At 69.4% G+C, this 11,570-nt stretch carries 16 protein-coding genes; 4 read left to right on the top strand and 12 right to left on the bottom strand.

From position 1 onward, the window contains the following. Nucleotides 1-47: 47 nt before the first annotated feature. The 3 genes from H4F98_RS07115 to grxD are packed head-to-tail and all read right to left on the bottom strand — an operon-like array spanning nt 48 to nt 1,707. Entirely contained in the window at nt 48-644 is a 597-nt protein-coding gene (locus H4F98_RS07115; RefSeq protein ID WP_182686241.1) for a YhgN family NAAT transporter, read from the bottom strand. Next, nucleotides 641-1,390, bottom strand: coding sequence for an SDR family NAD(P)-dependent oxidoreductase (locus H4F98_RS07110; protein ID WP_343064743.1), 750 nt, complete (start codon nt 1,388-1,390; stop codon nt 641-643). The genes H4F98_RS07115 and H4F98_RS07110 overlap by 4 nt, the downstream gene beginning before the upstream one ends. Continuing rightward, complete coding sequence (gene grxD / locus H4F98_RS07105) at nt 1,387-1,707, bottom strand: Grx4 family monothiol glutaredoxin (RefSeq protein WP_182686238.1); 321 nt, start codon at nt 1,705-1,707, stop codon at nt 1,387-1,389. The genes H4F98_RS07110 and grxD overlap by 4 nt, the downstream gene beginning before the upstream one ends. Nucleotides 1,708-1,917: 210 nt before the next feature. On the opposite strand from grxD, the gene sodB reads away from it, so the two are divergent. After that, a complete protein-coding gene (sodB, locus tag H4F98_RS07100) occupies nt 1,918-2,496 on the top strand; it encodes a superoxide dismutase [Fe] (protein ID WP_141516874.1) in 579 nt (192 codons plus the stop codon). Nucleotides 2,497-2,582: 86 nt separating this feature from the next. On the opposite strand, the gene H4F98_RS07095 is transcribed toward sodB, so the two are convergent. Together H4F98_RS07095 and purE are read right to left on the bottom strand one after the other, a co-directional pair. After that, nucleotides 2,583-3,722, bottom strand: coding sequence for a 5-(carboxyamino)imidazole ribonucleotide synthase (locus tag H4F98_RS07095; protein WP_182686417.1), 1,140 nt, complete (start codon nt 3,720-3,722; stop codon nt 2,583-2,585). Nucleotides 3,723-3,733: 11 nt separating this feature from the next. Continuing rightward, nucleotides 3,734-4,249: a 5-(carboxyamino)imidazole ribonucleotide mutase gene (purE, locus tag H4F98_RS07090; protein WP_182686236.1), complete on the bottom strand. Its 516-nt coding sequence runs from the start codon at nt 4,247-4,249 to the stop codon at nt 3,734-3,736. Between the two features lie 102 nt (nt 4,250-4,351). On the opposite strand from purE, the gene H4F98_RS07085 reads away from it, so the two are divergent. From H4F98_RS07085 to H4F98_RS07075, 3 genes are read left to right on the top strand one after another with little or no spacing between them, the layout of a single operon-like run. Then, a complete protein-coding gene (locus tag H4F98_RS07085; protein ID WP_182686234.1) occupies nt 4,352-4,621 on the top strand; it encodes a Trm112 family protein in 270 nt (89 codons plus the stop codon). After that, complete coding sequence (nadC, locus tag H4F98_RS07080) at nt 4,618-5,490, top strand: carboxylating nicotinate-nucleotide diphosphorylase (RefSeq protein ID WP_182686233.1); 873 nt, start codon at nt 4,618-4,620, stop codon at nt 5,488-5,490. Before H4F98_RS07085 ends, nadC begins: the two co-directional genes overlap by 4 nt. A 12-nt stretch (nt 5,491-5,502) precedes the next feature. Then, on the top strand, nt 5,503-5,826 hold the full coding sequence (locus H4F98_RS07075; RefSeq protein WP_182686231.1) for a DUF3301 domain-containing protein: 324 nt from the start codon (nt 5,503-5,505) through the stop codon (nt 5,824-5,826). A 24-nt stretch (nt 5,827-5,850) separates the two neighbouring features. Here the strand turns inward: H4F98_RS07075 and H4F98_RS07070 are convergent, their stop codons facing one another. The 7 genes from H4F98_RS07070 to H4F98_RS07040 form a co-directional block, all read right to left on the bottom strand. Continuing rightward, nucleotides 5,851-6,369, bottom strand: coding sequence for a ClpXP protease specificity-enhancing factor (locus H4F98_RS07070; protein ID WP_182686229.1), 519 nt, complete (start codon nt 6,367-6,369; stop codon nt 5,851-5,853). Nucleotides 6,370-6,502: 133 nt separating this feature from the next. Next, nucleotides 6,503-6,817 carry a hypothetical protein gene (locus tag H4F98_RS07065; protein ID WP_182686227.1) on the bottom strand — a complete coding sequence of 105 codons (315 nt, stop codon included), beginning with the start codon at nt 6,815-6,817 and terminating at the stop codon, nt 6,503-6,505. Between the two features lie 97 nt (nt 6,818-6,914). Continuing rightward, complete coding sequence (locus H4F98_RS07060) at nt 6,915-7,550, bottom strand: glutathione S-transferase N-terminal domain-containing protein (RefSeq protein ID WP_141516880.1); 636 nt, start codon at nt 7,548-7,550, stop codon at nt 6,915-6,917. 178 nt (nt 7,551-7,728) lie between these two features. Continuing rightward, complete coding sequence (locus H4F98_RS07055; protein WP_182686416.1) at nt 7,729-8,427, bottom strand: cytochrome c1; 699 nt, start codon at nt 8,425-8,427, stop codon at nt 7,729-7,731. 94 nt (nt 8,428-8,521) lie between these two features. Then, nucleotides 8,522-9,781: a cytochrome b gene (locus H4F98_RS07050; RefSeq protein ID WP_182686225.1), complete on the bottom strand. Its 1,260-nt coding sequence runs from the start codon at nt 9,779-9,781 to the stop codon at nt 8,522-8,524. A gap of 3 nt (nt 9,782-9,784) precedes the next feature. Then, entirely contained in the window at nt 9,785-10,417 is a 633-nt protein-coding gene (gene petA, locus H4F98_RS07045; RefSeq protein ID WP_182686223.1) for a ubiquinol-cytochrome c reductase iron-sulfur subunit, read from the bottom strand. 207 nt (nt 10,418-10,624) lie between these two features. Further along, on the bottom strand, nt 10,625-11,563 hold the full coding sequence (locus tag H4F98_RS07040; protein WP_182686415.1) for a lytic transglycosylase domain-containing protein: 939 nt from the start codon (nt 11,561-11,563) through the stop codon (nt 10,625-10,627). Nucleotides 11,564-11,570: the final 7 nt, after the last annotated feature.

Raw genomic sequence — 11,570 nt, 5'->3', positions numbered from 1 at the left:
ATTGGCCCACGCCCCTCACACGGACCTGAACAAGACGTCAAGTTCGCTCAAGGTGCGGCGATCTGCAGGTAAGTCCCGAGACCATCGAGGAACATCTGCACCGAGATCGCCACCAGCAACATGCCCATCAGGCGTTCGATGGCCGAAAGTGCCCGTCCGCCCAGCAACTTGTAGAGCAGGGTGGCCGAGAACAGGATCGCCGCGGTGGCGCCCCAGGCGATCAGCAGCGCGATGCTCCAGTCGCCCAGCCGGGTGGGGTCGTCGCTGCCCATCAGCATGACCGCCGCCATCCCCGATGGCCCCGCCACCAATGGGATGGCCATGGGCACGATGAACGGCTCGCCGTCGGGCAGTTCGCCCATCAGGCCCTCCGGTCGCGGGAAGATCATGCGGATGCCGATCAGGAACAGCACGATGCCGCCGGCGATGGACACCGACTCCTGGCGCAGGTGCATCAGCTCCAGCGCGTACTTGCCGCCCCACAGGAACATCATCAGCACCGCCAGCGCGATCAGCAGCTCGCGGGCCAGGACGATGCGCTGCCGCCGGGGCGGCAGGCTGCGCAGCAGGCTCAGGAAGATGGGGATGTTGCCGAGCGGATCGAGGATCAGGAACAGCAACAGCGCCGCCGATGCGATGGTCATGCCGGAGGACTCCAGACCTGGCCGCGGTGCACGCCGCCCCGCGCCGATAGAAGGGTCACGCAGGCCGGTGCGTAGACCGACGGATCGCGCGTGCGCGGATCGTTGTCGTCGGCATAGGCCCGTGAGCGCAGCGGCGTGCGCATCGGCCCGGGACGCAGGCCGCTGACGCGGATGTTCGAACCGATCAGTTCGTGGTGCAGCATGCCGACCGCGGCCGCGAGCCCGTGCTGGGCGAGGCCGTAGCCACCCCAATAGGCGCCGCCGACCCGCTCGGGCGCGTCGAGGGTGAACACGACCGCCGCGTCGGCGGCCTTCGACAACACGGGCAGGCAGGCCTGGGTAAGCCAGACCGGCGCGGTCAGGTTGACGTGGATCGCGCGCGCCACCTGCGCCGGGTCGGTCTGCGGCAGCGGGGTGAGGCCGCGGAACTCGGCGGCGCAGTGCAGCAGCCCGTCGAGCCGGCCAAGCTCGGATTCGATCCGCGCCGCCAGTTCGGCATGATCGTCCGGCGCCGCGCCCTCCAGGTCGAAGGGATACAGCAGCGGCTCGGGGCCGGCGGCGGCCACGGCGTCGTACACGCGATTGAGCCTGGGCAGCTTGCGGCCCAGCAGCACGACCGTCGCGCCGGCCTCGGCGCAGGCCCGGGCGGCGGCGCTGCCCAGCCCGCCGTGCGCACCGGTGACCAGCACCACCCGGCCGTCCAGGCGCGTGCCCGGGTCGGCCGCCTGCGGCGATGCGTCGCTCACGATGCCTGCGTCTCGCTGATCATGCGCGCCAGCTCGCCCGACTCGAACAGCTCGACGGTGATGTCGCAACCGCCGATCAGTTCGCCATGGATGAACAGCTGCGGGAAGGTCGGCCAGTTGGAGAACCGGGGCAGGTTGGCGCGGACCTCCGGGTCCTCGAGCACGTTGACGGTATGCAGCTGCGTAGCGCCGGCCTCGGTCAGCGCCTGGATGGCGCGACTGGAGAACCCGCACATGGGGAACTGCGGCGTCCCCTTCATGAACAACACGATCGGGTGGCCCTCGACCTCGGCCTGGATCCGTTCGAGCACGGACATCGACTACTCCTGGAATGGGCTGTTGCGCGGCTTGACGGTGCGCCAACACGTGGTGGGGATAGAATGGGGCGGTCAGTCGAGAGGCTCGCGGCCGATCCCGCCTGCGCCGACTGCCCCTATTGTAAGCCCTCAAGAAGTCCTGGACGTGGCCGCCGCCGGCACGTCAGGGTTCGCCTTCAGCCAACCAAATCGAGCCACAAGGAGCCCCCCATGGCGATTGAACTGCCTGCCCTGCCCTACGACCGCACCGCGCTGGAACCGCACATCTCCGGCGAGACGATCGACTTCCATTACGGCAAGCACCACCAGACCTACGTCACCAACCTCAACAAGATGATCGAGGGCACGGAGTTCGCCGACCTGTCGCTGGAAGAGATCGTCCGCAAGTCGCAGGGCGGCATGTTCAACAACGCGGCGCAGGTCTGGAACCACACCTTCTACTGGAACTGCCTGTCCCCCGCCGGTGGCGGCGAGCCGACGGGCAAGCTGGCCGAGGCGATCAACAAGGCCTTCGGCGACTTCGCGACGTTCAAGGACGAGTTCACCAAGACCGCCGTCGGCACCTTCGGGTCCGGCTGGGCCTGGCTGGTGCAGCGCGCCGACGGCTCCGTCGCCCTGGTCAGCACCTCCAACGCGGCCACGCCGCTCACCGGCGAGGACACCCCGCTGATGACCTGCGACGTGTGGGAGCATGCCTACTACATCGACTACCGCAACGCGCGCCCGAAGTACATGGACGCGTTCTGGAACCTGGTCAACTGGGAGTTCATCGCCTCGCAGATGAAGTAAGCGGGCGATCCACCGGTACCACCAGGACGGCCGGGGCAACCCGGCCGTCCTGCGTTGGGGCGGACGGCGGCGCGGCCGCCCCGGACTCAGCCCAGGCGGGCGATGACCGGCGCGACCTGCGCCTCGCGCCCCAGGGCACGGCCGACGCGCTCCAGGGCATGGCCCAGGTCGGCAACGCCGTCGGCGCGCAGGGTCGCGTGGCCGACCTTGCGGCCCTCGCGCGGCGACTTGCCGTAGTCGTGCCAGTGCCCGCCCGGCTCGGCCAGCACCGGGCCGGCATCGGGCATCGCGCCGATCCAGTTGAGCATGCACGCATGGCCGACCATGCGCGTGTCGCCCAGCGGCAGGCCGAGGACGGCGCGCAGGTGGTTCTGGAACTGGCTGGTCTCGCTGCCTTCGATGCTCCAGTGGCCGGAATTGTGGACCCGCGGCGCCAGCTCGTTGGCCAGCAGCTCGCCATCGCGGCAGAACAGCTCGAGGGCGAAGACGCCGACATAGTCGAGCGCCTCGGCCAGCGCGCGGGCGTAGTCGAACGCGGTCGCGGTGAGCACGTCGTCGGCCACCGCCGGCGCCAGACTGGCCGAGAGCACGCCGTCGACATGCCAGTTCTCGGTCAGCGGCCAGGTGCGGAACTCGCCGTCCCGGCCGCGCACGGCCACCACCGACAGCTCGCGGTCGAAGGCGACGAAGCCCTCCAGGATCAGGCCGACGGTAGCGGCCTGCTCGCCGAGCGCGGCCCAGGCGGCGTCGGCGTCGGCCAGCGAACGGATGCGGAACTGCCCCTTGCCGTCGTAGCCCAGCCGGCGCGTCTTCAGGATGCACGGCACGCCGACGCGTGCCAGCGCCGCGTCGAGGTCTTCGCGCGTGTCGATCGGCGCGAAGTCCGGCACCGGGATGCCGAGCTCGCGGAAGAGGGTCTTCTCTGCGAGCCGGTCCTGGGCCACCGCCAGCGCACGGGGACTGGGGAACACCGGGAAGCGCTCGGCCAGCCATTGCGCCGATTCGGCGGGTACGTTCTCGAAGTCGAAGGTGGCGACGTCGACACTGGAGGCGAACTCGGCCAGTGCCGCATCGTCGCGGTAATCGCCCACGACCATCGGCGCGAACTGCCCGGCGCAGGCTTCGGCCGAGGTGTCCATGACCTTGAAGCGCAGGCCCAGCGGCGCGCCGGCCAGCGCCAGCATGCGCGCCAGCTGGCCGCCGCCGAGGATGCCCACGGTGGTCATCGTGCCGCCGCTCATTGGCGCGGGTCGTCGTTGCCGGCGACGTCGTCGGTCTGCTTGCGGCGGAACGCGTCGAGCGCCTCGCCGATGGGCGGATGCGTCGGCGCCAGCATCGCGGCGGCGAACAACGCGGCATTGGCGGCCCCGGCGTTGCCGATCGCGAAGGTCGCCACCGGGATCCCGGCCGGCATCTGCACGATCGAGAGCAGCGAGTCCATGCCGTTGAGCGCCTTGCTCTGCACCGGCACGCCCAGCACCGGCACCGGCGTCTTGGCGGCGAGCATGCCCGGGAGGTGGGCGGCGCCGCCGGCGCCGGCGATGATCGCCTGCAGCCCACGCGACCGCGCGGTCGCGGCATAGTCGAACAGCACGTCAGGGGTGCGGTGCGCGGATACCACGCGTACCTCGTGCGGCACGCCCAGCGCTTCGAGCTTCGCAGCGGCGTGCTGCATGGTCTCCCAGTCCGAACGCGACCCCATCACGATGCCCACCAGCGGCTGGGCGTCGGTCGCGGCCTTGCTATCAGTCATGGCTTGGCCCAACGTCAAAACGGTATTCTAGGCCGGTTGGCACGGCCAGAGTAGTTCAGCGCTCCCGTGCCGCCGCATTCCCTCCCGAACCGACGTGAAGCCATGGATCGCAAGCTGCTCGACCTCCTGGTCTGCCCGACCACCCGCCAGCCCCTCGCCCTGCTCGACGACGCGGGCCTGAAGGCCGTCAACGCCGCCATCGACGCCGGCACGGCCCTGCGCGGCGACGGCAGCGCCCAGGCCGCGCCGCTGGCGCAGGCGCTGGTCACCCGCGACCGCCGCACGGTGTACCGCGTGGACGACGGCATCCCGGTGCTGCTGGCCGAGGACGCCATCGCCACCGACGGTATCGCGGGCTTCGCCGCGGCATGAACGCGCCGGACGTCGCGCCCCCGCCCGCGTCGGCCGTACAGGCCGACGTGGCCGCGGCCCTGGCCGAGGACATCGGCAGCGGCGACGTCACCGCCGCCCTGCTCCCCGATGCCGGGGACGTCGCCTACCTGCTGTGCAAGGAGGACGCGGTCGTCTGCGGGCGGCCGTGGTTCGACGCCTGCCACCGCGCACTGGACCCGCTCGTGCGCATCGACTGGCGGGTCGCGGAAGGCCAGCGGGTAGACGCTGGCACGGTGCTGGCGACCCTGCAGGGGCGCAACCGCGCCCTGGTCAGCGCCGAGCGCGCCTCGCTCAACTTCATGCAGACCCTGAGCGGCACGGCCACCGTCACCGCGGCCCACGTCGACGCCGTCCGCGGCACCGGCACGCGCATCCTCGACACCCGCAAGACCCTGCCCGGCCTGCGCCAGGCGCAGAAATACGCGGTGCGCACCGGCGGCGGGGTCAACCACCGCATGGGCCTCTACGACCAGGTGATGCTCAAGGAGAACCACGTGCGTGCCGCAGGCTCGCTCACGGCCGCGATCCGCGGCGCGCGCGCCATGCATCCCACGCTGCCGCTGATCGTGGAGGTCGAATCGATCGACCAGCTGCGCGAGGCGCTCGAGGCAGGCTGCGATCGCATCCTGGTCGACGACTTCAGCGCGGCGATGCGCCGCGAGGCGGTCGCGATCGCGCGCGCCGCGCCGTTCTCCGGCCGCATTCCGCTGGAAGTCTCCGGCGGCGTCGACCTCGCCGGCCTCCGCGCGATCGCCGAGGACGGGGTCGACTACATCTCGATCGGCGGACTGACCAAGCATGTCCACGCGATCGACCTGTCCCTCAAGCTCGGCCCTGCGCCGCACTGACCCGGAACCCCCATGCCGACCGCGATCGTGGTGATGCTGCTGGGTGCCATCGGCTATGCCTGGTGGAATGCCGCGCGTGCCGCGGCCGAACAGGCCGAGCGCCTGGGCCGCGAGGCCTGCAGAGCGGCCGGCGTGCAATGGCTGGACCAGACCGTGCATGCGCACGGGCTGCGCCTGTGTCGCCACGAGGACGGCAGGCTGGGCCTGGAGCGCAGCTTCCGTTTCGACTATTCGGTCGACGGCGAGGACCGCCGTTCGGGTCGGATGGTGCTGCGGGGCGACCGCCTCGTCGTGTTCAGCGGTCCGCCGCTGCCCGACGGGCGCACGACGCCCTGAAACGGCCCCAGCGCCCTGGCGCGCCTACTTGACCACGCGCAGGTGGCCGGTACGCCGCGGGCCGGAAGGCGGGCCGTCGTCGTCGCCGTCGCCATCCCCGTCCGGGGCACGCTCGCTGGGCACCGCGCTCAAGGCCGGCGACGACGGGCTTCCCGCGACGTCGTCCCCGCTCGCCTCGTCCGGGCCGGCGTCGCCGCCGCTGCCCGCCATCGCCGAGTCATCGGGCAGGGCCATGCCCTGCCCCGTTTCACGTGAATAGATCGCCAGCACCGCGCTCACCGGCACCGACACGGCTTGGCTGACGCCACCAAAGCGCGCGCTGAAGTCGATCGATTCGTTGCCCATTTCCAGGTGCGAGACCGCGCGCTGGGCGATATTGAGCACGATCTTGCCTTCGCTGACCGCATGGGACGGCACCCGCACGCCCTGCCGGGTGGCGTCCACCAGCAGGTGCGGGGTCATGTCGTTGTCGGCAATCCACTCGTACAGCGCCCGCAGCAGGTAGGGGCGGTGGCTGGTCATGCCGGGTGAGTCATCAGTCATTGCGCATTTACTGCCGGGTCGAGAAAAAAGCGTTGCCGCGCGCCCCCTGCGGGCCCTGCTACTTTGCAGGCCCGGCGCGCGCTTGTCGATGCCGGTGACGGGGCAGGCCCGTGCGCGGACGCCGCCCGGGAGGTCAGTCGTCGCGATCGCCGCGGTCGTGGACGGCGTCGTCGAGCTTGTCGTGGGCGTCGTCCGCCTTGTCGCGTACGTCGTCCAGCTTGTCCTTCGCGTCGTCCGCATCCAGGTCCAGGTCGAGGGCGTCGTCGGCGGTGTCCTTGATGGTTTCCTTGGCATCGCACCGTCCGCCCACGCCCACCGTTGCCTTCGCCGCGGCGCTCTTGGCGGCCTTGGCGGGCGTGCAATGCGGGTCGAGTACGCCCGCGCAGGCCGGCACGAACGCCAGCACGACGGTCAGCGACACGCCGGTCAGCCAAATCTGCGTCTTCATGATCCTTACCCCTTCGTCAGCACAGGGAACGCGGCAGGCGGGCCTACCGGGGGCGTCGACGCGGCGCCCCGCACGGATCTTCGCAGGGCCGGTGTGATCAGACCGGCAATTCGTTCAGCTTGCGCTCGTCCTCGGTCAGGCTGCGCGAGAAGCCGGGGCTGCGGAAAATGCGGTTGCCGTAGTCCTCGATCGCCTTGGCGTCCTTGGGCAGGGCCACGCCCAGGGCCGGAAGCCGCCAGACGATCGGCGCCATCGCGCAGTCGGCCAGGCTCATTTCCGGGTTCAGGAAGAACTTGCTGGCCTTGAACAGGGGGACCGAGGCGGTGAGCAGGTCCTTCAGGCGCTTGCGGCCGGCGTCGGCCTGGGCCTTGTTGCCCAGCTGGATGGCCTGAACCTGCGGCACCCAGTCGTGCTCCAGGCGCAGCATGGCCAGCCGCAGTCGGGCGCGGGACAAGGGATCGACCGGCATCAGCGGCGGGTGCGGATAGCGCTCGTCGAGGTATTCGCTGACCACGCTGGCGGCGTACAGGACCAGTTCGCGCTCGACCAGGGTCGGCACCGAGTGGTACGGGTTGAGGTCGATCAGGTCTTCCGGCGGGTTCTGCGGATCCACCGGGATCAGATCGTAGGTGACGCCCTTGGCGGCCAGCACCAGCCGGACCCGATGGCACAGGACGCAGTCGGTCGAGGAAAACAGTGTCAGGGCATTTCGCATACGGGGACTTGCCGCCATCATCGACCTCTCCTGGGACCGGCGGGCACTGCCGCGCCCACCCGTCATCAAGACGCCGCCCACCCCTTGTGGTCGGTCGCCACGGTCTCGAGACTGCCTGCCCGCCGCCTGTCAGTAAAGCCCCCGACGGCTGCGATGCGCCCGGCCGGGGCCTTGACGCATCGGCGGTTCCCCCGGGTCAGTGCACGTCGCGCCAGTATTCCTTCTTCAGCACCCAGGCCAGCAGCGTGAACACCGTCAGGAACAGGATCACCCAGACGCCAAGGCTGTGGCGCTTGAGGGCGGCCGGCTCGCCGGCGTACTCGAGAAATGCAGTGATGTCGCGGGCCGCCTGGTTGAAGCCGGCGGTGTCGAGCGTACCGGCCTCGGTGACCTTCAGGCCGGTGACGTGGCGCTCGCCGTTCTCGTCCGGCTCGCCGTACTCGGCGTGCTGCAGGCCCTGCAGCTCCCACAGCGGGTTCGGCATGGAGGCGTTCGGGAACAGCTTGTTGTTCCAGCCCAGCGGCCGCGACTCGTCGAGATAGAACGACTTCAGGTAGGTGTAGATCCAGTCGCTGCCGCGCGAGCGGGCGATCAGGCTCAGGTCCGGCGGCATCTTGCCGAACCAGGCATTCGCGTGCTCGGCCGTCATCGCCACCTGGATCTGCTCGCCGAACTTGGCACCGGTGAAGTTGAGGTTGTCCATCACCTCTTGCTCGGTCAGCCCCAGGTCGTCGGCCATGCGCGAATAACGCAGGTACTTGAGCGAGTGGCAGCCCGAGCAGTAGTTCATGAACAGGTGGGCGCCGCGCTGCAGGGACGCGCGGTCGCCAAGGTCGGTGCCGGCATGCTCGACGGCGCCACCCTCCGCGGCGGCGGCGCTGGCGGAAACCAGCATCGCGGCGACGAAGACTCCAGCAAAAGACAGGGCGAACTTCTTCACGATGGTCAGGGTCCGGTCGGTTCGGTCGGTTCGGTGCTTGGCGGTGGTGTCAGTCATGCATCGTCACCCGTTCCGGCACCGGCTTGGTCCGGTCGAGCTTGGTCCAAAGCGGCATGGAGATGAAGAAAGCGAAGTAGAAGAAGGTCAGGACGCGACCGATGATGGTCTCGACCGGGTCGGTGCCCGGGCCGGCGCCGATCTTGCCCAGCCACACGAAGGCGAAGGCGAAGGCCAGCAGCATCACCCAGGAGAAGACGCCGCGGTAGCGGTAGGACTTCACCTTGGCCTTGTCCAGCCACGGCACCAGGAACAGGATCGCGATCGCCGAGAACATCACGATCACGCCGCCCAGCTTGTCCGGCACGACGCGCAGCATCGCGTAGTACGGGGTGTAGTACCAGACCGGCTTGATGTGCTCGGGCGTGACCAGGCGGTTGGCCTCGACGAAGTTGTCGTGCTCGAGGAACCAGCCGCCGAACGCCGGGGCGAAGAAGATGATGAAGGCGGCGATGATCAGGAAGAAGCCGACGCCGAACAGGTCCTTGACCGTGTAGTACGGGTGGAACGGGATGCCGTCCTTGGGCTTGTTCGCGTCCCAGCGGTTGCCCTTCGGGCCCTTCTTGATGTCGACGCCGTCCGGGTTGTTCGAACCCACCTCGTGCAGGGCGCCCAGGTGCAGCACGACCAGCAGCAGCAGGACCAGCGGCAGCGCGATGACGTGCAGCGCGAAGAAGCGGTTGAGGGTGGCGTCGCCGGGCAGGTAGTCGCCCATGATCCACTCGACCAGGCCACCGCCGATCACGGGGATCGCGCCGAACAGCGAGATGATGACCTTGGCGCCCCAGAACGACATCTGGCCCCACGGCAGCACGTAGCCCATGAAGGCCTCGGCCATCAGCACCAGGTAGATCAGCATGCCCAGGATCCACACCAGCTCGCGCGGCTTCTGGTAGGAGCCGTACATGAGGCCGCGGAACATGTGCAGGTAGACGACGATGAAGAACAGCGAGGCGCCGGTGGAGTGCATGTAGCGGATCAGCCAGCCCCACTCGACGTCGCGCATGATGTACTCGACCGACGAGAACGCCTCGGCCGCGGACGGCTTGAAGTGCATCGTCAGGAAGATGCCGGTCAGGATCTGGTTGACCAGCACCAGCATCGCGAGCGACCCGAAGTAGTACCAGAGGTTGAAGTTCTTCGGCGCGTAGTACTCGGTCATGTGCTTGCGGTAGGCCGGCATCATGCCGGGCGCGCGTGCGGTGACCCAGTCGAAGACGTTGTTGGCGGTACGGGTGATGATGTTGGACATGGCTTACGCGGCCCCCTGCGGATCGACGCCGATGACGATGGTGGTGTCGTTCTCGTAGTAGTGCGGCGGCACCACCAGGTTGGTCGGGGCGGGGACGCCCTGGAACACGCGGCCGGCCATGTCGAAGCGCGACTTGTGGCAGGGGCAGAAGTAACCGCCCTTCCACTCCGGATCGAACGGCTCGGGCCGGATCTCGGCCTTCATCTCCGGCGAGCAGCCCAGGTGGGTGCACAGGCCGACGAGCACCGAGACCTCGGGCTTGATCGAGCGCAGCTCGGGGTCGTGCTCGAGCACGTAGGCGGGCTGCTGGTCGGGGTTCTCCGACATCGGGTCGCGCAGGTGGCTGTCCAGGGTCGGCAGCGCCTCGAGGATCGCCTTGGACCGCTTGACGATCCAGATCGGCTGCCCGCGCCATTCCAGCACGAGCCGCTCGCCTTCCTGCAGGGCCGTGATGTCCGCGGTCACCGGTGCGCCGGCCAGCTTGGCGCGCGCACTGGGGTTCCAGGACTTGATGAACGGCACAGCCGCAACACCCGCGCCTACGGCGCCGACCACGGCGGTGGTCGCCGTCAGGAACCGGCGTCGGCCGGTGTTGACGGGTTCATGGATAGGATCGTTGACCCCTTGGTTGGCCATCCGGCACTCCGCAAATCTTGATATCGAAGTTCACCGCGGGCCCGCCACTGGCGACGGCTCGCGGCTTATAAAGACGGGAAAGTGTAACGGAAGCCTTAACGAGCCGACAATCCTTGGATGCATCCGCGATGCCCGTCACGCTCCCGGCGCGCGCACGGACGGGCGCAAAGGCCGCTGCGACGGCCTTCCGGCGACGAACAGGGGGTTTCAGCGCTGCAGGGTGGCCGCGCGGTAGCGCTCTGCCAGCACGCCCACGCGCTGCACGTAGCGCTGGGTCTCGCTGTAGGGCGGGACGCCGTTGTACTTGTCCACCGCGCCCTCGCCGGCGTTGTAGCCGGCCGCGGCCAGGGTCAGGTCGCCGTTGAAGCGCTTTAGCAGCCACGCCAGGTACTGCACGCCGCCCTCGATGTTCTGGCTGGCGTCGAAGGGATTGCTGACCCCGAAGCGCCGGGCCGTGGCGGGGATGAGCTGCATCAGCCCCTGGGCGCCGGCATGCGAGAGCGCGTTGGGGTTGAACGCCGACTCGGCGTGGATGACCGCCCGCACGATCGCCTCGTCGACGCCGTGGCGCCGCGCCGCCGCCGCGATCTCGTTGCTGTAGGCCGAGGTGTTGAGGCGAATGGAGCCGAAGTTGACGCCACTGCTCGCCGAGCACGCGTAGCAGGTCTCGATGAAGCTGTATTTGATGGTCCGCACGGCGCTGGCGTTGGCCACGCCGGCCGGCTTGCGGCTGGTGTAGTGGCGGACGCCGTCCTTGATGTACGAGTACACCTGGCCGGAGACCACGCGCGAGCCGGACGCGCCCCGGTTGACGGCCTGGATGGGGGCGGCATTGGTCATCGCCGGGCTGTCGCTGGCCTGCACGGTCCCGGAGGCCGGGGAGCCCGCGACCGGGTTGGCCGGGGTCGCGCTGCCCACCGTGGCCGGGCGCGAGGGCTGGGAAAGGCTGGAGGACGTCACCGGCACCGAGGGCGAGCTGCGCCCCGGCCGGTAGCTGGTGACCGCCGAGCAGCGGGCGCCGGCGACCTTCTTGCTGACATAGCTCGGGACGCCATCGGCGCCTTCGCAACGGTAAATCGTGCCCGCGACGGCCGGCATGGCCGCGAACAGGCAGATCATCCCCAGTAGTGTGAAGCCCCCCTTCATGGGCGCG

This window comes from Marilutibacter spongiae, from assembly GCF_014145325.1.
GTDB lineage: Bacteria > Pseudomonadota > Gammaproteobacteria > Xanthomonadales > Xanthomonadaceae > Marilutibacter > Marilutibacter spongiae.
This window is presented reverse-complemented; position numbering and strand designations above follow the sequence as displayed.